This is a genomic window from Pseudoxanthomonas fibrivorans (genome assembly GCF_041464125.1).
Lineage (GTDB): Bacteria > Pseudomonadota > Gammaproteobacteria > Xanthomonadales > Xanthomonadaceae > Pseudoxanthomonas.
In genome coordinates, this window is record NZ_JBGNUG010000001.1 from 2,624,187 (window position 1) to 2,647,422 (window position 23,236).

Here is a 23,236-nt window from a genome sequence, read left to right on the forward strand (position 1 = left end):
CCACGGAAAGCACCTCCCCCGAATGTCCGCTCCGACCGCCAACGCCGTCGCCCTGCAGGGTGTCCGCCTCGACCGCGGCGGGCGCACGATCCTGCGCGACCTCGACCTGGTGGTGCCACGCGGCAGCATTACTGCGGTGCTCGGCCCATCGGGCACCGGCAAGTCGACCCTGCTGGCGGCGCTGACCGGCGAACTGGTGCCGGCGACCGGGCAGGTGCATGTGTTCGACCGGCCGGTGCCACGCCGCAGCCGCGAGCTGCTGGAGATGCGCAAGGGCCTGGGCGTGCTGCTGCAGGGCAACGGCCTGCTCACCGACCTGAGCGTGGCCGAGAACGTGGCCCTGCCGCTGCGCACCCATACCCGCCTGCCGGAACCGCTGCTGCAGCGGCTGGTGGCGATGAAGCTCAATGCGGTCGGCCTGCGCGCCGCCGCCGGGCTGTATCCGCGCGAGCTGTCCGGCGGCATGGCCCGGCGCGTGGCGCTGGCCCGCGCGCTGGCGCTGGATCCGCCGCTGATGCTCTACGACGAACCGCTGACCGGCCTGGATCCCATTGCCTCCGGCGTGATCATGAGCCTGATCCGGCGGCTGTCGCGCAGCCTGGGCCTGACCAGCATCATCGTCTCCCACCACGTGCACGAAACCCTGCCGATCGCCGACCAGGCGGTGGTCATCGCCAATGGCGGCATCGTCTTCGACGGCACGCCGGCCGAGCTGGAGGCCAGCGAAAACCCGCTCCTGCGCCAGTTCCTGCGCGGCGAGCCCGACGGTCCCATTCCCTTCGAAAGCGCGCCGTTCGACGGCGTCCGCGGCGCGGAGGTGGCGTGATGGCCTTCGCCGCCTCCGTGCAGTCGCTGGGCCGCGCCGGCCTGTTCTCGCTGTCGGTGTTGCGCGCCTCGCTGCCGACCCGCGACTTCTTCGCCGAGCTGACCCGCGAGATCTACAAGATCGGCGGCCGCTCGCTGCCGATCATCGCCGTGGGCGGCGCGTTCGTGGGCCTGGTGCTGACCCTGCAGGGCTACCGCACGCTGACCACCTTCGGCGCCGCCGACGCGCTGTCCACGCTGCTGGGCCTGTCGCTGTACCGCGAACTGGGCCCGGTGCTGACGGCGCTGCTGTTCATCGGCCGCGCCGGCAGCTCGATCGCCGCCGAACTGGGGCTGATGCGGGCGACCGACCAGATCAAGGCGCTGGAGCTGATGGCGATCGACCCGGTGGCCAAGGCGGTCGCGCCGCGCTTCTGGGCCGCTGTGCTGACCGTGCCGCTGCTGACCGTGTTCTTCTGCTCGCTGGCGATCAGCGCCAGCTGGTTCGAGGCGGTCAAGGTGCTGGGCCTGGACAACGGCACGTTCTGGGCCGCGCTGCAGGGCAGCGTCGATTTCTGGGACGACTTCGGCGTGGCGCTGCTGAAGTCGGCCGTGTTCGGCGGCACCGCCGCGCTGGTCGCCTCGTACGTGGGTTACCACGCCGAGCCGACCATCGAGGGCACCTCGGTGGCGACCACCCGCGCGGTGGTCAACGCCTCGCTGCTGGTGCTGATGCTGAACTTCGTGATGTCCGCGCTGCTGTTCCGCTAGCCCGTCCTCACGGTCCGCGCACGGTCCCGTGCCGGTAATGAGATCCCCGGGTGCCTGCGCACTCCGTTGCAATCCCGTTTAGACCGAATCCGATAGGTAATCCCCATGGCAATCCGTGGTCCCAGGCTCGAATTCGCGGTCGGCGCCTTCCTCGTCCTGGCGCTGGTGTCGCTGCTGGTGCTGGCGTTCGCCTCGACCAACCGCCAGTTCGGCTTCGGCGGTGGCAGCTACGAGCTCACCGCGCGCTTCGCCAACCTCGGCCAGCTGCGCCTGCAGGCGCCGGTGAAGATCGGCGGCGTGGTCGTGGGCCGGGTCGACCGGATCGAACTGGACCCGGTGAAGTTCGACTCGATCGTCACCCTGGCGATCGACGACCGCTTCAAGGACCTGCCCGCCGACACCTCCGCCGGCATCCTCACCAGCGGCCTGCTCGGCGAGAGCTTCATCGGCCTGCAGCCGGGCGGCGACCCGGAGGTGCTCGCGCCCGGCGACGAGATCGCCTACACCCAGCCGGCCATCGACCTGATCCAGCTGGTCGGCAAGTACATGTTCGGTGGTGGCGCCGGTGCCGGAGCACCGCCGCCGCCGCCGCCCCACGAACCGTCCCCCACGGAAGCGATACCGCAATGACCCGTCCGCTGATCCTCTCCCTCGCCCTGGCCCTGCCGCTGCTCGCGGTCGCGCCGGCCGCCGTCCACGCCCAGCAGGCCGCCCCGGCGGCGACCCCGGGCAAGCAGGTCGTCGACAACGGCACCCGCATCCTGACCACCCTGCAGGCCCGCCGCGCCGAGTTCCAGAAGAGCCCGGCCGCCCTGCGCACGTTCATCGACGGCGAGCTGCGCACCAGCTTCGACCGCGACTACGCCGCGCGCCTGGTGCTGGGCCCGCACGGCCGCGGCGCCAGCGACGCCGACATCCGCCTGTTCGCCGACGCGATGACCGACAACCTGATGCAGCGCTACGGCGCGGCGCTGGTCACCATCGAAGGCAAGCCGCGGATCCGGCTGAAGTCGGAGACTCCGCTGCCGGGCAACCGCGGCGTGAAGGTGTCCACCGAAGTGGTCCGCGAAGGCGGCAACCCGATCCCGGTCGACTACCTGATGCGCGACAACGGCGGCTGGAAGATCTTCGACGTGATGGTCGAAGGCGTGTCCTACGTGCAGACCTTCCGCAGCCAGTTCGACGCGCCGCTGCGGCAGAAGTCGATCGCCCAGGTCGCCGCCGACCTGCGCGCCGGCACGCTGCAGCCGCAGGCCGACGCCGATGGCGCACGCTGAGCGCGCGCCGGGCCTGTCGCTGCACCGCGACGGCCCGGTCCTGCGCGTGTCCGGGGCACTGGGCCGCGAAACGGCCACCTCGGCGTGGCCGTCGCTGCTGCCGCTGCTCGACGGCGCACGCACGCTCGACCTGGCGGGCGTGAGCCTGCAGGACAGCGCAGGGGTGGCGCTGCTGGCCGAAGCGGCCGCGCGTATCGCCGCGCAGGGCGCCCCGCCCCGACTCTCCGGCGCGCCCGCGGGCCTGGCCGACCTGTGCGCCGCCTACCGGCTGGACGCCACCCTGGACTACGCGGACCCTGCGCCATGACACGCCTTGCCCGGCTGCTCGCCCCCGTCCTGCTGCTGGCGCTGGCCGCCTGCGCGAGCGCGCCCAAGCCCGCGGCCGCCCCCGCCGATGCCCAGGCGCCGCTGGTCGGCGCCGCGACGGCGGAGGCCGTTCCGCCCGCGGCCGTGGATTCCGCCGAAGCCGGGCGTGCGGCGCCGGCCGATGCGTCGGCCACGCCGCCGGTCGACGGCACGGTCCCCGTCGACGCGACCCCCGCGGCGGCCGGCGCGCCGACCGCCGCCGAAGACGACTACGCCGCGCTCTACGGCGAGGCACCCGCGTCCGCCGCGCCGGCCGACCCGGCCTCGGGCGACCTGCCGCTGCGCGGGCCGCAGCCGTACGACCCCTGGGAGCCGATGAACCGCAGGATCCACGCGTTCAACAACGCGGTGGACCGCGCCGTCGCCCGGCCGCTGGCCCGCGCGTACGTGGCCGTCGTGCCGCAGCCGCTGCGGCTGGGCGTGACCAACTTCTTCGACAACCTCGGCTCGCCGCTGACCTTCGTCAACCAGGTGCTGCAGGGCCGGCCGCGCGACGCGGTCCAGACCCTGGGCCGGTTCCTGGTCAATTCCACGCTCGGCATCGGCGGCGTGTTCGACCCGGCCAGCGACCTGAAGATGAAGCGGCGCAGCGAGGACTTCGGCCAGACCCTGGGCATCTGGGGCTGGCGCAGCTCGCGCTACATCGAGCTGCCGTTCTTCGGCCCGCGCACCTTCCGCGACGTGGTCGGCCTGGCCGGCGACGCGCCGCTGTCGATGGTCCAGAAGATCGAGGAGGACCGGATCCGCATCGCCCTGCAGGGCGTGCAGCTGGTCGATACCCGCGCCCAGCTGCTGTCGCTGGACACCCTGCGCGAGAACGCGCCGGACGAGTACGCGATGGTCCGCGACGCCTGGCTGCAGCGGCGCACGTTCCAGATCGAGGGCGACCGCCGTCGCCGGCCGGCGCAGGGCGAGGAACTGCCCGACTACCTGCGCGAGGAGGACGAGCGCAATCCGACCGTGCCGGCCGACGCGATGCCGCTGCCGCCGCTGCCGGGCGGCTGAGCGCGGCGCGCGCCGCCGGAGTCCACAACGCGAAGGCCCGGGAGCGATCCCGGGCCTTTTTCGTTACACCGCCGATCAGGCCGCCAGCGCGGCGTCCACCGCTTCGCGCAGGCGCGGATCGTCGGCGGCGACGTCCGGGGCGAAGCGGGCCAGGATCCGGCCGTCGCGGCCGAGCAGGAACTTCTCGAAGTTCCACAGCACGCCCGGCGCGGGGTTGGGGGCGATGCCGAAACCCTCCAGCTTCTTGCGCATCGGGCCTTCGCCGGTGGCCGAGGGATGGGTGGAGGTCAGCGCGCGGTACAGCGGGTGGATGGCCTCGCCGGTGACGGCGATCTTGGCGAACAGGGGGAAGGTCACGTCGAAGTTCACCGAGCAGAAGCTGGCGATCTCCGCCTCGCTGCCGGGTTCCTGGCCCATGAAGTCGTTGGCCGGGAAGCCGAGCACCTCCAGGCCGGCGTCCTTCTTCTCGCGGTAGAGCTTCTCGAGCCCTTCGTACTGCGGGGTCAGGCCGCACTTGGAGGCGACATTCACCAGCAACCGGACCTTGCCGGCCCAGTCGCCGAGGGTGGCCGGGCGGCCGTCGATCGTGGTCAGCGGGAGGGTGTCGAGCGTGGCGGTCATGGCGGCGCGTCCGTGGGCATGGGCCCGCGATTATGCGCCGGCGCCACGCTCACTCCCGCGTGTCGCCCTCGTCTTCCGGTTCCGCGTCGTCCGGACCGAGGTCGCCGAGCAACGCCTGCGCCTGCTCCTGCCCCAGCGATTCCACGCCGCGCAGGCGGCGCTCGATGGTACGCGTCTTGCGGCTGGCGTCGCCCAGGCTCTTGCCGACGGTGTTGATCTGCTTCTCGGCCTTTTCCAGGATCCCGGCGAACTTGCCGAACTCGCTCTTGACCGCGCCGAGCAGGCCCCACACCTCGCTGGAGCGCTGCTCGATGGCCAGCGTGCGGAAGCCCATCTGCAGGCTGTTGAGCAGGGCGGTGATCGTGGTCGGGCCGGCGACCACGATCCGGTGTTCGCGCTGCAGCGCGTCGGTCAGGCCCGGCCGGCGGATCGTCTCCGCATACAGGCCCTCGGTCGGCAGGAACATCACCGCGAAGTCGGTGGTGTGCGGCGGGCAGACGTATTTCTCGCAGATGGATTTGGCCTGGACGCGGATCGCCCGTTCCAGCTGGGCGCCGCTGCTGCGCACCAGCTCCGGGTCGCCCTGCTCCTGCGCGTCGAGCAGCCGCTCGTAGTCCTCGCGCGGGAACTTGGCGTCGATCGGCAGCCACACCGGCACGTCCTGCGCGCCGCGGCCGGGCAGGCGCACGGCGAAATCGACCATCTCGCCGCCCTCCGGCCGCACCCGCACGCCGCGCGAGTACTGCTCGGCGGTGAGGGTCTGCTCGAGGATGTTGTCCAGCTGCACCTCGCCCCAGCCACCGCGCGTCTTGACGTTGGTCAGCACCCGCTTGAGGTCGCCCACGCCGGTGGCCAGCTGCTGCATCTCGCCCAGGCCGCGCTGGACCTGTTCCAGGCGTTCGGACACCAGCCGGAACGAGGAATCCAGGCGCTGGTTGAGCGTGGTCTGCAGCTTCTCGTCGACCGTCTCGCGCATCTTCTCCAGCTTCTGCGCGTTGTCGTCCTGCAGCGCGCGCAGCTGCTGCTCCAGGGTCGCGCGCATCTCGCCGATGCGCTGTTCGTTGCGCTGGGTCAGCTCGCGCAGCTGGGTCGATACGCCCTCGACGAAGCGCTGCTGCGATTCGCCGGCTTCCTGCCTGCCCTTGCGCGCGTCCTCGGCCAGGCTGTCGCGCAGCTGGTCCAGGCGGGCGTCGGTGCGCGTGCCCAGGTCGGCGAGGTGGCGGGCGAAGCCGTCGATCCGCTGGCCCTGGCCAGCGGCCAGGCCGTCCAGCTGCTGGCGCAGTTCCAGCCGGCCGTCGCGCTGTTCGGCGCGCAGGGCCTCCTCCAGCTGGCCGCGCAGCCGGTCCAGCGCGGCCTCCGGCCGCCGCAGCAGCAGGGCCAGCAACAGGGCCAGGACCGCCAGCAGCAGGCCGGCGAGCAGGTAGAGCAGGGCGGTGTCGGTCATCCCGACAGTCTAGCGACCGGGGTCTCAGCGGGCGCGACCGTGGCCGGGTGCACGGCGTTGCGTGGCTTCACACGGGCGCAATGGGGGCGCCGCGGACACTGGCCCGGCCATGGCCAGCCCCGCCCGCCACCCGATCCATCTCAAGCGCGCCTACGAGGAGATCGAGGCGGTCGACGGGCAGCGCCTGCTGGTGGACGGGATCTGGCCGCGGGGCTTGCGCAAGGAGGACCTGCAGGCCGAGGCCTGGCTCAAGGCGGTGGCGCCCAGCACCGACCTGCGGCGCTGGTTCGGCCACGATCCGGCGCGCTGGGACGACTTCCGCGAACGCTACTACGACGAGCTGGAAGCCCGGCCCGAGGCACTCGCCCAGCTGCGGGGCTACCTGACCCGGGGCCCGGTGACCCTGCTCTATGCGGCCCGCGACGAGGAGCACAACAACGCCGTGGCGCTGCGCGACTTCGTCCTGCACGGGCGCGGCTTCGCCCGCGGCTGACGCCCCAGGGGGGCAGTCCCGTCGGCCCCGCCAGCACGCTTCCCATGGTTTTGCTGCATTGCGTTGCGCCACACTCCGCGCTTCGCATTCCGCCCGGGACGTCCATGAGCTGGCTCCGCCGCAAGTCGATCGACACCATCACCCAGCACGAGGAAGGCCGCCGCCTGGTGCCGACCCTGACCTGGCCGCACCTGGTCGCGCTGGGCATCGGCGCGATCGTCGGCACCGGGATCTACACCCTGATCGGGGTCGGCGCGGACAAGGCCGGCCCGGCGGTGCTGCTCTCGTTCGTGGTGGCGGGCCTGGTCTGCGCCTGCGCGGCGCTGGCCTACGCCGAGATGGCGACGATGATGCCGGCGGCCGGCAGCGCGTACACCTACAGCTACGCGGCGCTGGGCGAAACCCTGGCCTGGATCGTCGGCTGGAGCCTGATCCTGGAGTACTCGCTGGTGGTCAGCACGGTGGCGGTGGGCTGGTCGGGCTATTTCGTCGGCTTCATGCAGTGGGCCGGGATCACGATTCCACCCGCGCTGGCGGCCGGGCCGCATGCGGGCGGGGTGATCAACCTGCCGGCGATCCTCATCACCTTCGCCGTGGCCGGCCTGCTGATCGCCGGCACCCGCGAGAGCGCCACGCTCAACGCGGTGCTGGTGGTGGTCAAGCTGATCGCGCTGGCGGTGTTCATCGCCATCGCCCTGCCGGCGTTCGATGCCGGCAACCTGCAGCCGTTCATGCCCTACGGGTTCCCCAAGTCGATGGGCGCCGATGGCGTCGAGCGCGGGGTGATGGCCGCCGCGGCGATCATCTTCTTCGCCTTCTACGGCTTCGACGCGATCTCCACCGCGGCCGAGGAGACCAGGGATCCCAGCCGCAACCTGTCGATCGGCATCATCGGCTCGATGGTCGGCTGCACCCTGATCTACGTGCTGGTCGCGCTGGCCGCGGTCGGGGCGATGAGCTACACCGTGTTCGGCCAGAGCGCCGAGCCGCTGGCGCTGATCCTGCGCGAGCTGGGCCACGGCCCGGCCGCGGCCGCGATCGGCATCGCCGCGGTGATCGCGCTGCCGACGGTGCTGCTGGCGTTCTTCTACGGGCAGAGCCGGATCTTCTTCGTGATGTCGCGCGACGGCCTGCTGCCGCGCTCGCTGTCGATGGTCAATCCGAAGACCGGCACGCCGGTGACGATCACCGTGTTCACCGCCGTGCTGGTGGCCGCACTGGCCGGCGTGGCCCGCCTGGACGAGATCGCCGCGCTGGCCAACGCCGGCACGCTGGTGGCCTTCATCGCCGTGTCGGTCTGCCTGCTGGTGCTGCGCAAGCGCGAGCCGCACCGGCCGCGCGGCTTCCGCACGCCGCTGGCCTGGGTGGTCGCGCCGCTGGCGATTGCCGGTTGCGCCTACCTGTTCTGGAGCCTGCCGCAGCGGACCCAGCTGTATTTCCTGGCCTGGAACGTCGTCGGCGTGGTGCTGTACCTGGTGTACGCGCGCCGCAACAGCCTGCTGGCCCGCCGCTGAGGTCGATACTCCAGCCCGGGAACGGGAAAGGGCGTCGTTACCGACGCCCTTCTTCTTTCTTCCGCCGACAGAAGGCCGGCTGCACGCGCGCCATCGCCCGCGACCTTCAGTCCAGCACGCGGCAGAACACCGCCTTGAGGTAGCGCGACTCGGCCACGTTGGCCAGGAACGGGTGGTCGGGGCCGGCGCCGGCCACCTTCAGCACCTGCACCGTGCGCCCGGCGTAGAACGCGGCGCGGCGCAGCATGTCCAGGAACTGCTCCTCCGACACCAGCCCGGTGCAGGAGAACGTGGCGAACAGCCCGCCCGGCTTGACCACGCCCAGCGCCAGCTTGTTCATGTCCAGGTACTTCTTGAGCGCGGTGATGACCTGGTCGCGGTCGCGGGTCATCTTGGCCGGGTCGAGGATCACCGCGTCGTACTGCTCGCCGCGGTTGGCCGCTTCGCGCAGCCACGGGAAGATGTCGGCCTGCACGAAGCGCGGCTTGACCCCGTTGAGCCGGGCGTTGCCCTTGGCGATCTCGATCACCGCCTCGTCGATGTCGATGCCGGTGACCTCCGACGCGCCACGCGCGGCCGCATAGACGGCGAAGCCGCCGGTGTTGCAGCACAGGTCGAGCACGCGCTTGCCGGCGACCTGCTGCGAGAACCACTGCCGGTTCTCGCGCTGGTCGGCGAAGAAGCCGGTCTTGTGCGCGCCGGCCGGGTCGGCGCGGAAGCGGATGCCGTGCTCGGTGATCACCGCAGGCTCCGGCGAGCCGCCTTCGCTGTAGACCGGGCGGTAGTCGAAGCTCTCCTGCTTCTGCACGTGCTCGTCGGCGAAGCTGTAGATGCGCGCGCCATCGAAGTGCCGGCGCAGCGCCGCGTAGATCCACTCGCGGTGGCGGTACATGCCGGCGCTGAAGAACTCCACCACCAGCAGGTCGTCGTAGCGGTCCACCACCAGCCCGGACAGGCCGTCGCCTTCGGCGTGGACCACGCGCCAGGCGTTGGAGACCTCGTCCAGCTTCAGCACGTCACGGCGCAGGCCGATCGCGTCGCCGATCTTGCGCTCGAACCAGGCCTGGTCGACGGCCACCGCCGGGTCGGTCTCGAGGATGCGCAAGGCGATGCGCGAGTGGCCGTTGTAGAAGCCACGGCCGATGAACTGGCCGTCGACGTCGAAGGCATCGACGATCTCGCCCGGCTTGGGCTTCTGCGGCGGCTTGTCGACCAGCTTCTGGAAGATCCAGGGGTGGCTGGAACGCCAGGCGTTCTTCAGCCGTACGGTGGGGTAGTGGGTATCCATGTGCGCATTGTAAGGGCCGGTGCCTGAGCCGGGCCGGTCGCGCCCGGCGGTTCGCGTGCCTCGGGATCCGGCACGCTTGCAGCGGAAACCGCGCCGGCGTGTCCGCGGACAGTCCTGCGCCATACCCGGGGGCACGGCGGAACACGCGCGCCGCCGGGCAAAACACGCGACAATGCGGGGGTTTCGCCGCCGCCGGCCGCCGTCGCGCCCGCGCACCGCCCCGGCCGTCCCCGTGCTGTCAGTCGATCCGTAGAGAGCCCCCGCAGACCATGTCGAACACGCCGAAGATCATCTACACGCTCACCGATGAAGCCCCGTTCCTGGCGACCCAGTCGCTGCTGCCGATCGTCCAGGCGTTCGCCGGCACCGCCGGGATCCAGGTCGAGACCCGCGACATCTCGCTGGCCGGCCGCATCCTGTCCCAGTTCCCGGACTACCTGGGCGATGCGCAGAAGATCGGCGACCACCTGGCCGAGCTGGGCGAACTGGCGACGAAGCCCGAAGCCAACATCATCAAGCTGCCGAACATCTCCGCCTCGGTGCCGCAGCTGAAGGCGGCGATCAAGGAGCTGCAGGCGCAGGGCTACCCGCTGCCGGACTACCCGGACGCGCCGAAGGACGAGAAGGAAAAGGACATCCAGGCCCGCTACGACCGGACCAAGGGCAGCGCGGTGAACCCGGTGCTGCGCGAGGGCAACTCCGACCGCCGCGCGCCGGCCTCGGTGAAGAGCTACGCGCGCAAGCACCCGCACCGCATGGGCCCGTGGAGCCGGGATTCGAAGACCCACGTGGCGCACATGGACGGCGGCGACTTCTACGGCAGCGAGCAGTCGGCCACCGTCGACCAGGCCGGCGGCCTGAAGATCGAGCTGGTCCAGGCCGACGGCAGGACCGTGGTGCTCAAGGAGAAGGTCGCGGTCAAGGCCGGCGAGATCGTCGATGCCTCGACCATGAGCCGCAAGGCGCTGGCCGCCTTCGTGGCCGCACAGGTCGCCGACGCGAAGGCGCAGGGCGTGCTGTTCTCGCTGCACCTGAAGGCGACCATGATGAAGGTCTCCGATCCGATCATGTTCGGCGTGGTGGTCTCGGAGTTCTACAGGGACGCGCTGGGCAAGCATGCCGAGGCGCTGAAGTCGGTCGGCTTCTCGCCGGACAACGGCATCGGCGACCTGTACGCACGGATCACCTCGCTGCCGGAAGCGCAGCAGGCGGCGATCAAGGCCGACGTCGAGGCCGCGTACGCCGCCGGCCAGGCGGTGGCGATGGTCAACTCCGACAAGGGCATCACCAACCTGCACGTGCCCAGCGACGTGATCGTCGACGCCTCGATGCCGGCGATGATCCGCGACTCCGGAAAGATGTGGAATGCCGAAGGCAAGCTGCAGGACACCAAGGCGGTGATCCCGGACCGCTGCTACGCCGGCGTGTACCAGGCGGTGATCGACGACTGCAAGGCGCATGGCGCGTTCGACCCGACCACCATGGGCAGCGTGCCGAACGTGGGCCTGATGGCGCAGAAGGCCGAGGAGTACGGCAGCCACGACAAGACCTTCCGCATCCCCGCCGACGGCAGCGTGCGCGTCACCGACGACGCCGGCCAGGTCGTGTTCGAGCACAAGGTCGAAGCCGGCGACATCTGGCGCATGTGCCAGACCAAGGACGCGCCGATCCAGGACTGGGTCAAGCTCGCCGTCAACCGCGCCCGCCTGAGCGGTACCCCGGCCGTGTTCTGGCTGGACAGCGCGCGCGCGCACGACCGCCAGGTGATCGCCAAGGTCGAGACGTACCTCAAGGACCACGACACCACCGGCCTGGACATCCGCGTGCTGTCGCCGGTGGAGGCGACGAAGTTCTCGCTCGAGCGCATCCGCCAGGGCAAGGACACCATCTCGGTGACCGGTAATGTCCTTCGCGACTACCTGACCGACCTGTTCCCGATCCTGGAGCTGGGCACCAGCGCCAAGATGCTGTCGATCGTGCCGCTGATGGCCGGCGGCGGCCTGTTCGAGACCGGCGCCGGCGGCTCGGCGCCCAAGCACGTGCAGCAGTTCGTCGAGGAAAACTACCTGCGCTGGGATTCGCTGGGCGAGTTCCTGGCCCTGGCGGCCTCGCTGGAGCACCTGTCCGAGCAGACCGGCAATGCCCCGGCCGGCGTGCTGGCCGCCGCGCTCGACCAGGCCAACGGCCTGATCCTGGACAACAACCGCTCGCCGGCGCGCAAGGTCGGCGAGCTGGACAACCGCGGCAGCCACTACTACCTGGCGCTGTACTGGGCGCAGGCGCTGGCCGCGCAGGACCAGGACGCGGGCCTGAAGGCCAGGTTCGCGCCGCTGGCCAAGGCGCTGTCCGAAGGCGAAGCGACCATCATCGGCGAGCTCAATAGTGCGCAGGGCAAGCCGGTCGACATCGGCGGCTACTACCACCCGGACCTGGCCAAGGCCGGCCCGGCGATGCGTCCGTCGGCGACCTTCAACGCGGCGCTGGCCGCGCTCGGCTGACCTGCGCGGGCGGACGGCGCCCGCAGTCCCGCACGGAAGCCACCCCCGACGCCCGGCAGCGATCCTGCCGGGCGTCGTCGTTCCGGCGTCAGCGGAACAGCGAGAGCACCGTGGCGGCCCGGCCACGGGGCCCCGCCGGGCGCGTGGTCGCACCGGGGGGCCGGCCATGCCCATGCGCCCCGGCGGCCGGGACCGGCCGGCCGCCGGGGTCCGCGGGCGCCTCGGGCCGGCTGAAGTGCCCGTCCAGAAACAGCAGTCCCTGGTACATCTGCGCCAGCTGGCGCAGCCACGGCCTCCACGGTGTGCGGTGCATCCTGCCGCTCCTTCCGCCGGCGCATCCGGCTTGAACGCGATCCAAGATAGGCTCACGATCCAAGCCGAAAAAGCGAAAGTTCCGCCAGCCAGCATTGAGGGATTCTCAAGATGAGTCGGCTTCCGCTGGACCAGGTCGATGCCTTCGTCACCGCCGCGCGGCTGGGCAACCTCACCCGCGCGGCCGAGCGCATGAACCTCACCGTCAGCGCGCTGAGCCACCGCATGCGCCTGCTCGAGCAACGGCTGGGGCGCAAGCTGCTCGCCCGCGGGCCGCGCGGGGTGGACCTGACGCCCGACGGGCAACGCCTGTTCGACGCCATCGCCTCGCCGCTGGCCACCATCGAACAGGCGCTGCAGCAGGCCACGGTGCGCAGCGACACCGCGGTGACGCTGAGCCTGATCCCGTCGATGGCCACCGCCTGGCTGGTGCCGCGGCTCCCGGCGTTCCTCGCGCGCCACCCGGAGCTCGCGCTGAACCTGCAGTCCTCCATCCACGTGGTGGATTTCGAGCGCGAGCCGGTCGACCTGGCGTTGCGGCTGGGCGGCGGCCGCTGGGCCGGGGTGCAGGCCGAGCGCCTGTTCGACGAGTCCATCGCGCCGATGGCCAGTCCTGCGCTGGTCGAGCGTCTCGGGACGCCGGCGCCGGACCGGCTGGGCGAGTGGCCGCTGCTGGGCGACCCGGCCGACCGCTGGAAGGACTGGTTCACCCGTTTCGGCGGCCAGCCGCCGGCGCGCTACGTCGCCCAGTTCGACGACACCGAAACGCTGCACCAGGCCGCCGTGCAGGGCATGGGCGTCGCATTGGCACGGTGGACGCTGGCCGAACCGCTGGTCCGCGCCGGCCGGCTGGTGCCGCTGACCGGCGAACGGATGCCGGCGGGCTTCGGCCATTACCTGGTCTACCCCGCGCGCAGCCTCGCCCATCCCGGCTTCGCCACCGTGCGCGCGTGGCTGCTCGAACAGGCCGGGCACGCGCCGCGCCCGGCAGCGACGCCATAGGCGGCGGCGCCCGGCCGGTCCGCCGCCCCGCCTATCATCCCGGCATGGACGGACAGACGCTCGCGCATGCCGTGGCCACCGGGGTGGGTGACGCCTTCGACGACTACCACGCGCGCTTCGCCGCGATCAGCCGGCGCGCGCAGCAGCGCTTCGAACGCCGCGACTGGGCCGGCGCGCGCGCCGACGCCGCCGAGCGCCTGGACCTTTACGACGCCTGCATCGACGAGTGCGGGCGCCGGCTGGCGGCGCTGCTGGGCACCCACGCCCATGACCGCGCGCTGTGGGGCGCGGCGCGAAGCGCGTTCGAGGCCCGGATCGACGGGCTGATCGACCTCGAGCTGTACAAGACCTTCTACAACACGCTGACCCGGCGCTTCTTCCGCACCCGCGGCGTCGACCCGGCGATCGAATTCGTCGCGCTGGACATCGAGCCGACCGACGCGATCACCCGGCCGGTCGCGCGCCACAGCTACGCGGTGTCCGAGCACCGGCCGACCGATACCTTCATGCGCGTGCTGGCGGACTACCGCTTCGCCGTCCCCTACGCGCACCGCACCCGCTGCGCCGCGGCGATCGCGGTGCGCCTGCAGGACGACCTGGCCCACTGGGGCGCGCACCCGGTGCGCGGCATCGAACTGCTCGACACGGTGTTCTACCGCGAACGGCGCGCCTACCTGGTCGGCCGGGTGTTCGGCGAGCACCGCTTCTCGCCGTGCGTGATCGCGCTGGTGCATGGCGACGACGGCATCCGCGCCGAGGCCGTGCTGACCCGCCGCGCCGACGTGGCCCAGCTGTTCGGCGTGTCGCGCAGCTACTTCCAGGCCGACCTGCCGACGGTGGGCGATGCGGTGGTGTTCCTGCGCACGCTGCTGCCGAACAAGCCGGTGGACGAGCTGTACACCGTGCTGGGCCGCGCCAAGCAGGGCAAGACCGAGCGCTACCGCAGCTTCTTCCGCTATTTCCAGCGCCATCCCGGCGAGCGCCTGGTCCGCGCCGAAGGCACGCCGGGCATGGTCATGGCGGTGTTCACCCTGCCGGGGTACCCGCTGGTGTTCAAGGTGATCCGCGACCGTTTCGCCTGGCCGAAGGCGACCACGCGCGACCAGGTGCAGGCGCAGTACGAACGGGTCTTCCGGCTGGACCGGGTGGGCCGCCTGCTCGACGCGCAGCCGTTCCGGCACCTGCGCTTCCCGCGCGCGCGCTTCGAGGCCTCGCTGCTGGCCGAACTGCGCGACAGCTGCGCCGGCAGCGTGACCGAGGACGGCGAGGACGTCGTGCTGTCGCTGTGCTACGTGCAGCGGCGCCTGCGGCCGCTGGACCTGTACCTGCGCGAGCAGACCGGCGAGGCGGTGCGCGAGGCGGCGCTGGACTACGGACAGGCGATCGTCGACCTCGCCCGCAACGACATTTTCCCCGGCGACATGCTGTTGAAGAATTTCGGCGTGTCGCGGCACCGGCGCGTGGTCTTCTACGACTACGACGAGGTCCGCGCGGTCGGCGAGTGCACCTTCCGCGAGTGGCCGCGGGCGCAAAGCTACGACGAGCAGGTCGCCGCCGAACCGTGGTTCCACGTGGCCGCGGAGGACGTGTTCCCCGAGCGCTTCGCGATGTTCATGGGCCTGCCGCCGCCGCTGGCCGCGGCGCTGGAGACGGTGCACGGACAGCTGTTCCGGCCGCAGTGGTGGTGGCAGCTGCAGGCGCAGCTGCGCGCCGGCGAATGGCCCGACACGCCGCCCTATCCGGATGCGCTCAGGCTGGCGTAAGCAGTGGCGCCCGGGGCCGCGGTGGCGCTGACGGGACGCGAACGCCCGCGTGCTAGGCTCGCCGCCACTTTCCGCTGACTGGAGCCCTGCGATGTCGATCCGCACCCCGCTCTCCCGCGCCTGCCTGCTGGGCCTGGCCCTGGCCGTCGCCGCGCCGCTCGCGCAGGCGGTCAAGCCCGCCGACAGCGCCACGCTCCCGGCGCCCGATGCCGCGCTGCAGGCGGCGATCGACGGCAGCTGGCGCGATCCCGCCAACACGCCGCGCGACAGGTTTCGCCACCCGGGCCAGACCCTGGCGTTCTTCGGCATCAAGCCGGACATGACCGTGGTCGAGATCACTCCCGGCGGCGGCTGGTACGCGGAGATCCTCGCGCCGTACCTGGCCGGCAAGGGCGAATACGTCGCCGCGATCGTCGACCCGGCGGCATTCGAGGCCGGCAAGCAGCGCGACTACTACCAGCGCGGCAAGGACGGCCTGGCGAAGAAGTTCGCCGCGGCGCCGGCGCAGTTCGGCAAGGCCACCGTGGTCGGCTACGACCCCAAGGCGCCCTCGTTCGGCGCGCCCGGCTCGGCCGACATGGTCCTGACCTTCCGCAACGTGCACAACTGGCGCAGCGCCGGCCAGGCCGAAGGCATGTTCAAGGGCTTCTACGACGTGCTCAAGCCGGGCGGCGTGCTCGGCGTGGTCGAGCACCGCGCCAGGGCCGACGTGCCGGCGGACGACAAGAGCGGCTACGTCGGCCAGGACCAGGTGATCGCGCTGGCGAAGGCCGCCGGCTTCGAGCTCGCCGCCAGCAGCGAGGTCAACGCCAATCCGCGCGACACCCGGGACCATCCGAACGGGGTGTGGACGCTGCCGCCGTCCAACAACCACCCGAAGGCCGACCGGGCCAAGTACGAGGCCATCGGCGAAAGCGACCGCATGACCCTGCGGTTCGTGAAGAAGGCCGCCGGCGCGGGAACCAGGTAGTGCGGTGAAGGCACGCCGTGCCGCGCCCGCGGGCCGGCGCGGCGACGCCCGACGCAGCCGTTCCGTCCCGCTGCCCTCTTCCCTCCCATGGACCGACGCGGATTCATGTCGTTGCTCGCGGCGGGCGCGTCGGCCCTGGCCCTGCCCGTTTCCCACGGAACCACGCCCATGTACGGACTGATCGGAAGGATTCGCGCCGTCGCCGGCCAGCGCGCGGCGCTGGCCGCGATCCTGCTCGAAGGCACGCGCGCCATGCCCGGCTGCCTGAGTTACGTCATCGCCGAGGATCCGGCGGACGACGACGCCCTGTGGGTCACCGAGGTGTGGGACAGCGCCGCCAGCCACCAGGGCTCGCTGGCCCTGCCGTCGGTGCAGGACGCGATCGCCCGCGGCCGCCCGCTGATCGCGGGCTTCGATTCGCGCACCGAGACCCGGCCGCTCGGCGGCCACGGCCTCGCCTGAGGTCCGCCACGGGCGATGCTGGTCGCGTTCAACAAGCCCTATGGGGTGCTGTGCCAGTTCACCGACCGCTCGGTGCCGCCGCGTCCGACGCTGGCCGGGTTCGGCCTGCCGCCGGACGTGTACGCCGCCGGGCGCCTGGACCATGACAGCGAAGGCCTGCTGCTGCTCACCGACGACGGCGCGCTCGCGCACCGCCTGACCGATCCGCGGCACAAGCAGCCGAAGACCTACTGGGTCCAGGTCGAGGGCGAACCCCGGCCGGAACAGCTGCAGGCGCTACGCGAGGGCATCGTGCTCAACGACGGGCCGACCCTGCCGGCCGAGGCGCGGCGCCTGGATCCGGCGCCGACGCTGTGGCCGCGCGAGCCGCCGGTGCGTTACCGCAAGACCGTGCCGGACGCGTGGCTGGAACTGGTGATCGGCGAGGGCCGCAACCGGCAGGTGCGGCGCATGACCGCGGCGGTCGGCCTGCCGACGCTGCGGCTGGTGCGCGTGGCGATCGGCCCGTATCGCCTGCAGGCGCCGGACGGCGCCTGGCTCGCGCCCGGCCATTGGCAGCCGGTCGACGGCGGGGGCCGCCCTCCGCATGGCCGGATCCCGCGTCGCTAGGAAACCCGCGCGGACGCATGCGCCCGCGCGGGCGGCGTGCCGTCAGACCGTGGCCGACGGGCGCCGCGTGCGGGTGGCGCGCGCGCGCGTCGCCGCATTGCCGTTGCCGCGCGCGACGCGGCGGGCCTCGCCGTCGATCGGCGCGTTCTGCGCCTGCTCGCGGCGCTTGCGGTACAGCACGTAGGCCAGCACGCCGGCGCCGACCACCGCGGCGGCCGTGGCCACCGCGACCGGATGCCGGCGCACGGTGCCGCGGGCGACGTTGAAGCCGGCCTTGGCCGCGCCCAGCGCGGCGCCGGTGCGGATCCACTGTTCGGCGCCGATGCCGGCGTCGCGCAGGCTCGAACCGGCATGGCGCAGGCCGGCCCCGGCCTGTTCGGCCAGTTCCAGCGCGCGGTCGGAAATGATCGTCAGCTTGCTCATGGGGGATCCCCGTCGGGAGGTGGGAGACGCCGCCAGTGTCGATGACGGCATGTCGACGATACGTCAGGGATGGGGCCTCCAGGCCGTGGTGCGCGGCCGTGCCACGGCAGGCGTTCATGCGCGGCGGCGGGCTGGCGGGGAGCGCTCCCGCCTCGCGCGGCCGCCAAACCGCGGGCAGGCAGGGCCGTGCGGCCCGCCCGCCGGTGCGGGCGCTCGGGCTCAGGTCCCACGTGGTTTCGCCCGGTGGGTCGCGGTCGCGCTCCACGGGTCTTCCGGCCAGGGATGCCGGGGGTACCGCCCCTTCATCTCCTTCTTCACTTCCGGATAGGTGCGGTCCCAGAAGCCCTTCAGGTCGCGGGTGACCTGCAACGGCTTGCCGCCGGGCGAAAGCAGGTGCAGCAGCACGGGCACGCGGCCATCGGCGATCCGCGGCGTGTCGGCCAGCCCGAACAGTTCCTGCAGCTTCACCGCCAGCACCGGCGGCTGCGGCAGGCCGTCATGGTCCAGCGCGTATTCGATCCGCCGTTCCATGCCGGAGGGCACGGTGATGCGCACCGGCGCGAACCGGTCCAGCTGCTGGCGCGCGTTCCAGTCCAGCCTGGATTTCAGCGCCTCGCCCAGTTCCTCTTCCGGCAGCGCATCCAGGCGGGTCTTGCCGGCGAACGCGGGCCGCAGCCAGGCGTCGAGCGCGCCGGCCAGCGCCGCGTCGGCCACGTCGGCCAGCGCCAGCTCCGGCATCCAGTGCCGCAGCGACACCACCCGCGCCTGCCACTGGCGCAGGCCGTCGGTCCACGGCAGCGCGTCCAGGCCCAGTTCGCGCACCGCGTCGGTCAATGCCTGCGCCGCCTGCGCCGGATCGACGCGGCCGGCGGGCCGGCTGTCGAGCACGATGCGGTCGAAGCGCGACTCGCGCCGCGCGACCAGCGCGCGCCTGTCCGGGTCCCAGAACGCACCTTCGCACTCGACGAACCGCCCCGGAAAGTCCGCGCGCAGGCGCGCCTCGTCGACCGGCGCGGCGCGCAGCAGCAAGGCGTCGCCGCGGGCCTCGAAGCGCAGCTCGCTGGCCACCAGCCACGGCTCGCCACGCAGCGCACTGTCGTCGAACAGTTTCGCGGTACGGCCGTTGGCCAGCTGGTAGCGCAGCGGGTCGGCCGGGTGCCGCGCCGCGATCCGGTCCGGGAAGGCATGCGCCAGCAGGTCGCCGAGTTCGTGCGCCTCGATCGTCGCCGGTGGCGCGGCATCGCACCGCAGCCGGCGACGCCACTGTTTCGCCGCCGCATCGATCGCCGCCAGGGCCGAACGGCTGGCATCCGCTGGCATCCGCCCGCCGCGGAACGCGGCCAGCGCCCGCCAGCGCCCGGCCAGCGCATCGCTGCGGCTGCGCAGCGGGTCGCGCGCCTCGAGCAACGCGGCGAGGTCGGCCGCCAGCGCCTGCCCGCGGCCATCGCGTGCGGCCAGCAGCATCGCCGCCAGGCGCGGGTGCGTGCCCAGCGCGAGCATGCGCCGGCCGGCCGGCGCAAGACTGCCGGTGTCGGTCAGCGCGCCGAGCCGCTGCAGCAGTTCGCGCGCGGCGGCCAGCGCGCCGGGCGGCGGCGGATCGACGAAGCGCAGCGCATCGCTGCCCCAGGCCGCCAGCTCCAGCGCCAGCCCGGCCAGCTCGACCTGGGCGATTTCCGGCCGGCGCTGCGCTTCCAGGCGCTGCGATTCCGGCCACAGGCGCCAGGCCACGCCCTCGGCGACGCGGCCGGCGCGGCCGGCGCGCTGGTCGGCCGATGCCTGCGAGATCGCGACCGCATCCAGCCGCGAGAAGCCGCTGTTGGGATCGAAGCGCGGTTCGCGCGCCAGGCCGCTGTCGATGACCACGCGCACGCCGGGCAGGGTGACCGAGGATTCGGCGACGTTGGTGGCCAGCACCACGCGCCGGCGCCCATCCGGTGCCGGCTGCAGCACCCGCGACTGCTGCTCCACCGGGAGCTCGCCGTGCAGCGCCAGGATTTCCACGCCCGCCGGCAGGTCGGCCGCTTCGAGCGCGGCCTGCACGCGCGCGATCTCGCGCTGGCCGGGCAGGAACACCAGCACGTCGCCCGGATGGCGCGCCAGCGCGTCTTCCGTGGCCCGCCGTGCCTGCGCTTCCGTCGATTCCTCGCGCCGCGCCGGGAAATGCCCGACCTGCACCGGAAAGCTCCGGCCCTCGCTGGACAGCCGCGGCGCGTCGAGGAAGCGCGCCAGCCGTTCACCGTCCAGGGTGGCCGACATCACCACGATGCGCAGGTCGTCGCGCAGCTGCGCCTGCACGTCCAGCGCCATGGCCAGGCCGAGGTCGGCCGACAGGTGGCGCTCGTGGAACTCGTCGAACAGCAATGCGCCGATGCCTTCGAGCAGCGGGTCGTCCTGGATCATCCGGGTCAGGATGCCTTCGGTGACCACTTCGATCCGGGTCCTGGCGGAGACCTTGTTCTCGAAGCGGATGCGGTAGCCGACGGTGCCGCCGACCTCCTCCCCGAGCTGGCGGGCCATGAAGCCGGCCGCGCTGCGGGCGGCGACACGGCGTGGCTCGAGCATGACGAGGCGGCGGCCCTGGAGCCACGGCGCGTCCAGCAGCGACAGCGGCACCTGGGTGGTCTTGCCGGCGCCGGGCGGCGCTTCCAGCACCAGTCGCGGATGCGCGGCCAGGCTGTCGGCAATCGCCGGCAGCAACGGCGAGACCGGAAACGAAGGGGCGGGGGGCATGCTCATGCCCGGCAAGGATCGGCGATCGCCGATCCCGCCGCCAGAAGGCCGCGCGTCAGCGCGCCGGCGCGCCGATCGCGCGCAGCAGGTCGGCGTTGAAGCGCGCCGGATCCTGCACCTGCGGCGAATGGCCCAGGTCCGCGTACTCGACCAGGGTCGCGCCCGGGATCGCCCGCGCCGCGCGCTTGCCCAGCTGCGTGTAGTCGCCGAGGGTCGGGCGGATCGCCTCCGGGGCGGCCGCCTTGCCGATCGCGGTGCGGTCGTGGAGGCCGATGAACAGCGTGGTCGGCACCGCCAGTTCCGGCAGTTCGTACACCACCGGCTGGCTGTAGACCATGTCCGAGGCCAGCGCCTGGTGCCAGGCCACGGTCTGTCGGCCGTCGCCCAGGTACATGCCCGCCTGCATCCGCGCCCAGCGCTCGAACTCCGGCGTCCACTGGCCGGCGTAGTACACGTCCATCTGGTAGCGGCGGATGCTGTCGAAGGTCGTCTTCAGTTCGCCGGCGTACCACTGGTCGATGCTCTGGTACGGCACGCCGACCGCCTTCCAGTCCTCCAGCCCGATCGGCGCGACCAGGGCCAGGTGCTCGACCGCGCCGGGATACATCAGCGCATAGCGCGTGGCCAGCATGCCGCCCATCGAGTGGCCGACCACGATGCTGCGCGCGATGCCGAGCGAGTCGAGCAGGGCGCGGGTGTTGGCCGCCAGCTGGGCCAGCGAATACTGGTAGCCGTCCGGCTTGGTCGACTTGCAGAAACCGACCTGATCGGGGGCGATCACCCGGTAGCCCGCGTCCGCCAGCGCGCCGATGGACCGATCCCAGGTGGCCGCGCAGAAGTTCTTGCCGTGCAGCAGCACGACGGTGCGGCCGTTGGCGGTGCCCGTGGGCGCGACGTCCATGTAGGCCATCCGCACCGGCGTGCGCTGCGAGGTGAAGGCGTACTCGCGCACCGGATGCGGATATTCGAAGCCCTCCAGGCGCGCGCCATAGGCCGGCGCGTCGGCCGCCGCGGCCTGGGCCGCCGCGAGCGCGCACAGCATCCCGATCATGTGCCTGGCCTTCCTCATCATCGCTCCGTCGCTGCCGTGGGGGAGCCGACACTCTACAATCCACGCCCTCAACGCTTCCCCACCGTCCCGCATGCACCTGGTCGACATCGGCGCCAACCTCACCCACGACAGCTTCGACCGCGACCGCGACGCGGTGCTGGCCCGCGCCCGCGAGGCCGGGGTGGTGCAGATGGTGGTCACCGGCGCCAGCCGCGAGCACTCGCCGCTGGCCCTGCAGCTGGCGCAGGCGCACCCGGGCGTGCTGTTCGCCACCGCCGGCGTGCATCCGCACCACGCCACCGAGTACACCGACGAGTGCGACGCGGAGATGCGCGCGCTGCATGCGCATCCCGAGGTGGTGGCGGTGGGCGAGTGCGGGCTGGACTACTTCCGCGACTTCTCGCCGCGGCCGGCGCAGCGCAGGGCGTTCGAGCGCCAGCTGCAGATCGGCGTGGACACCGCCAAGCCGCTGTTCCTGCACCAGCGCGATGCGCATGCCGACTTCATGGCGGTGATGAAGGACTTCGACGGGCGCATCGGCCCGGCGGTGGTGCACTGCTTCACCGGCACCCGCGAAGAGATGTTCGATTACCTGGACAACGACTGGTACATCGGCGTCACCGGCTGGCTGTGCGACGAACGCCGCGGCCAGCACCTGCGCGAACTGGTGCGGCACATGCCGGCCGACCGCCTGCTGGTGGAAACCGATGCGCCCTACCTGCTGCCGCGCACGCTCAAGCCGATGCCGAAGGACCGGCGCAACGAACCGGCCTTCCTGCCGCACATCGTCGAGGAACTGGCCCGCGACCGGGGCGAGGCGGCGGCGGCGGTCGCCGCGCGCACGACCGCGAACGCGCGCACGTTCTTCCGCCTGCCGGGCTGACGCCGGCGGTTCAGGCGGCGAGCGCCGCGCGTGCGGCCTCGTAGGCCTGCAGGTGGCTCCATGCCGCTTCCAGCCGGGGCACGGCCAGGCCGGCACGGTGCGCGCGGTGGACCATGTCGCCGACGATCTGCAGCGCCTCGACCCGCGCCCCGGCCTGCAGGTCGCGCAGCATCGAGGCGGTGACGGTGGAGCCGGCGCGGGTCAGGTGGGCGCGTGCGGTCGCCCTTTCATCGTCCGGCACCGGCTGTCCCTCGGCGGCCGCGACGGCCAGGCATTCGTCGTGCAGCGCCGCCATGAACCCTTCGCCGTGCTCGGTGGCGACAATGGCCCCGACGCTGCCGCGCATCAGGCAGGTGCCGGCCGCCAGCGCGGCGAGGAAGCTGAACTTGATCCACTGCGCGCGCGCGATGTCCGGCGCGAACAGGTGGTCCACGCCCGCCGCCGCGCAGGCCGTGGCCAGCCGTGCCAGCACGCCGGTGTCGGCATTGCCGGCGCGCAGGCCGAAGGTGATCGACGCCGGGCGAGCCATGTGCAGGACTTCGCCATCGGCGCCGAGCGTGGCGCTGATGAAGCACAGGCCGCCGAGTACGCGCGCCCGGCCGAAGCGCGCATCGAGCGCGTCGTAGTGCAACAGGCCGTTGAGGATCGGCAGCACCGCGGTACCGGGGCCGACCGCCGGGGCGATCGCGTCCATCGCGCTGTCCAGGTCGTAGGCCTTGCAGCTGAGCACCACGAGGTCGAACGGCGGCAGCGTGCCGAGCTCGTCGCTCGTGACCGCGGCCACCGCCAGGTCCGCGTCGCCCAGCGGGCTGCGGATGCGCAGGCCGCGTTCGCGCAGCAGCGCCGCGCGTGCGGGCCGCACCAGGAAGGTCGCGTCCGCGCCGGCCTGCGCCAGGCGCCCGCCGAAGTAGCCGCCGGTGCCGCCGGCGCCGAGCACGAGCACGCGCATG

23 protein-coding genes are annotated in these 23,236 nt (G+C 72.3%); 15 read left to right on the top strand and 8 right to left on the bottom strand.

All coding sequences use genetic code 11. From position 1 onward, the window contains the following. The first annotated feature begins 22 nt into the window (after positions 1–22). The 6 genes from ACA089_RS12100 (at position 23) to ACA089_RS12125 (ending at position 4,223) form a co-directional block, all read left to right on the top strand. Positions 23–826 (top strand): ABC transporter ATP-binding protein, encoded by an 804-nt coding sequence (locus tag ACA089_RS12100; RefSeq protein ID WP_372017104.1) that lies wholly within the window; start codon positions 23–25, stop codon positions 824–826. Continuing rightward, positions 826–1,575 carry an MlaE family lipid ABC transporter permease subunit gene (locus tag ACA089_RS12105; protein WP_372017106.1) on the top strand — a complete coding sequence of 250 codons (750 nt, stop codon included), beginning with the start codon at positions 826–828 and terminating at the stop codon, positions 1,573–1,575. The genes ACA089_RS12100 and ACA089_RS12105 overlap by 1 nt, the downstream gene beginning before the upstream one ends. 105 nt (positions 1,576–1,680) lie before the next feature. Then, positions 1,681–2,205, top strand: coding sequence for an outer membrane lipid asymmetry maintenance protein MlaD (mlaD, locus tag ACA089_RS12110; RefSeq protein ID WP_372017108.1), 525 nt, complete (start codon positions 1,681–1,683; stop codon positions 2,203–2,205). After that, positions 2,202–2,852 carry an MlaC/ttg2D family ABC transporter substrate-binding protein gene (locus ACA089_RS12115; protein ID WP_372017110.1) on the top strand — a complete coding sequence of 217 codons (651 nt, stop codon included), beginning with the start codon at positions 2,202–2,204 and terminating at the stop codon, positions 2,850–2,852. Before mlaD ends, ACA089_RS12115 begins: the two co-directional genes overlap by 4 nt. Continuing rightward, the gene (locus ACA089_RS12120) at positions 2,839–3,159 is read left to right on the top strand and encodes an STAS domain-containing protein (protein ID WP_372017112.1); all 321 of its coding nucleotides are present in this window, start codon (positions 2,839–2,841) and stop codon (positions 3,157–3,159) included. Before ACA089_RS12115 ends, ACA089_RS12120 begins: the two co-directional genes overlap by 14 nt. After that, a complete protein-coding gene (locus ACA089_RS12125) occupies positions 3,156–4,223 on the top strand; it encodes an MlaA family lipoprotein (protein ID WP_372017114.1) in 1,068 nt (355 codons plus the stop codon). Before ACA089_RS12120 ends, ACA089_RS12125 begins: the two co-directional genes overlap by 4 nt. Before the next feature lie 75 nt (positions 4,224–4,298). Here the strand turns inward: ACA089_RS12125 and ACA089_RS12130 are convergent, their stop codons facing one another. Both ACA089_RS12130 and ACA089_RS12135 read right to left on the bottom strand, forming a co-directional pair. After that, a complete protein-coding gene (locus ACA089_RS12130; protein WP_372017116.1) occupies positions 4,299–4,844 on the bottom strand; it encodes a glutathione peroxidase in 546 nt (181 codons plus the stop codon). Positions 4,845–4,893: 49 nt separating this feature from the next. Continuing rightward, positions 4,894–6,288 carry a DNA recombination protein RmuC gene (locus ACA089_RS12135; RefSeq protein WP_372017118.1) on the bottom strand — a complete coding sequence of 465 codons (1,395 nt, stop codon included), beginning with the start codon at positions 6,286–6,288 and terminating at the stop codon, positions 4,894–4,896. A 109-nt stretch (positions 6,289–6,397) separates the two neighbouring features. Between ACA089_RS12135 and ACA089_RS12140 the strand changes: the two genes are divergently transcribed. Together ACA089_RS12140 and ACA089_RS12145 are read left to right on the top strand one after the other, a co-directional pair. Continuing rightward, the gene (locus ACA089_RS12140) at positions 6,398–6,781 is read left to right on the top strand and encodes a DUF488 domain-containing protein (RefSeq protein ID WP_372017120.1); all 384 of its coding nucleotides are present in this window, start codon (positions 6,398–6,400) and stop codon (positions 6,779–6,781) included. Positions 6,782–6,885: 104 nt separating this feature from the next. Next, positions 6,886–8,295 carry an amino acid permease gene (locus ACA089_RS12145; protein ID WP_372017122.1) on the top strand — a complete coding sequence of 470 codons (1,410 nt, stop codon included), beginning with the start codon at positions 6,886–6,888 and terminating at the stop codon, positions 8,293–8,295. Positions 8,296–8,401: 106 nt separating this feature from the next. Here ACA089_RS12145 and ACA089_RS12150 read toward each other — a convergent pair whose 3' ends face one another. Then, positions 8,402–9,583: a class I SAM-dependent rRNA methyltransferase gene (locus tag ACA089_RS12150; RefSeq protein WP_372017124.1), complete on the bottom strand. Its 1,182-nt coding sequence runs from the start codon at positions 9,581–9,583 to the stop codon at positions 8,402–8,404. Between the two features lie 269 nt (positions 9,584–9,852). Here ACA089_RS12150 and ACA089_RS12155 point away from each other — a divergent pair, with 269 nt between their 5' ends. Then, positions 9,853–12,081, top strand: coding sequence for an NADP-dependent isocitrate dehydrogenase (locus ACA089_RS12155; RefSeq protein WP_372017126.1), 2,229 nt, complete (start codon positions 9,853–9,855; stop codon positions 12,079–12,081). Between the two features lie 88 nt (positions 12,082–12,169). Here the strand turns inward: ACA089_RS12155 and ACA089_RS12160 are convergent, their stop codons facing one another. Next, positions 12,170–12,394 carry a hypothetical protein gene (locus ACA089_RS12160; protein WP_372017127.1) on the bottom strand — a complete coding sequence of 75 codons (225 nt, stop codon included), beginning with the start codon at positions 12,392–12,394 and terminating at the stop codon, positions 12,170–12,172. A 110-nt stretch (positions 12,395–12,504) separates the two neighbouring features. On the opposite strand from ACA089_RS12160, the gene ACA089_RS12165 reads away from it, so the two are divergent. The 5 genes from ACA089_RS12165 (at position 12,505) to ACA089_RS12185 (ending at position 17,199) form a co-directional block, all read left to right on the top strand. After that, a complete protein-coding gene (locus tag ACA089_RS12165) occupies positions 12,505–13,395 on the top strand; it encodes a LysR substrate-binding domain-containing protein (RefSeq protein WP_372017129.1) in 891 nt (296 codons plus the stop codon). Between the two features lie 44 nt (positions 13,396–13,439). Beyond that, a complete protein-coding gene (gene aceK, locus ACA089_RS12170) occupies positions 13,440–15,158 on the top strand; it encodes a bifunctional isocitrate dehydrogenase kinase/phosphatase (protein WP_372017131.1) in 1,719 nt (572 codons plus the stop codon). A 91-nt stretch (positions 15,159–15,249) separates the two neighbouring features. Then, the gene (locus ACA089_RS12175) at positions 15,250–16,128 is read left to right on the top strand and encodes a class I SAM-dependent methyltransferase (RefSeq protein ID WP_372017133.1); all 879 of its coding nucleotides are present in this window, start codon (positions 15,250–15,252) and stop codon (positions 16,126–16,128) included. A gap of 168 nt (positions 16,129–16,296) precedes the next feature. After that, positions 16,297–16,590, top strand: a complete 294-nt coding sequence (locus ACA089_RS12180) for a putative quinol monooxygenase (RefSeq protein ID WP_372017135.1) — start codon at positions 16,297–16,299, stop codon at positions 16,588–16,590. Positions 16,591–16,605: 15 nt separating this feature from the next. Further along, positions 16,606–17,199 (top strand): pseudouridine synthase, encoded by a 594-nt coding sequence (locus ACA089_RS12185; RefSeq protein ID WP_372017137.1) that lies wholly within the window; start codon positions 16,606–16,608, stop codon positions 17,197–17,199. A gap of 42 nt (positions 17,200–17,241) precedes the next feature. Here the strand turns inward: ACA089_RS12185 and ACA089_RS12190 are convergent, their stop codons facing one another. The 3 genes from ACA089_RS12190 to ACA089_RS12200 all read right to left on the bottom strand — a co-directional run bounded on the left by ACA089_RS12190 (position 17,242) and on the right by ACA089_RS12200 (position 21,403). Further along, positions 17,242–17,622: a hypothetical protein gene (locus ACA089_RS12190; protein ID WP_372017139.1), complete on the bottom strand. Its 381-nt coding sequence runs from the start codon at positions 17,620–17,622 to the stop codon at positions 17,242–17,244. Positions 17,623–17,841: 219 nt separating this feature from the next. Continuing rightward, on the bottom strand, positions 17,842–20,352 hold the full coding sequence (gene hrpB / locus ACA089_RS12195; protein ID WP_372017767.1) for an ATP-dependent helicase HrpB: 2,511 nt from the start codon (positions 20,350–20,352) through the stop codon (positions 17,842–17,844). 55 nt (positions 20,353–20,407) lie between these two features. Beyond that, a complete protein-coding gene (locus tag ACA089_RS12200; RefSeq protein ID WP_372017769.1) occupies positions 20,408–21,403 on the bottom strand; it encodes an alpha/beta fold hydrolase in 996 nt (331 codons plus the stop codon). A 91-nt stretch (positions 21,404–21,494) separates the two neighbouring features. Here ACA089_RS12200 and ACA089_RS12205 point away from each other — a divergent pair, with 91 nt between their 5' ends. Beyond that, a complete protein-coding gene (locus ACA089_RS12205; RefSeq protein WP_372017141.1) occupies positions 21,495–22,286 on the top strand; it encodes a TatD family hydrolase in 792 nt (263 codons plus the stop codon). A gap of 10 nt (positions 22,287–22,296) precedes the next feature. Here the strand turns inward: ACA089_RS12205 and panE are convergent, their stop codons facing one another. Further along, positions 22,297–23,235 (bottom strand): 2-dehydropantoate 2-reductase, encoded by a 939-nt coding sequence (panE, locus tag ACA089_RS12210; RefSeq protein ID WP_372017143.1) that lies wholly within the window; start codon positions 23,233–23,235, stop codon positions 22,297–22,299. Position 23,236: the final 1 nt, after the last annotated feature.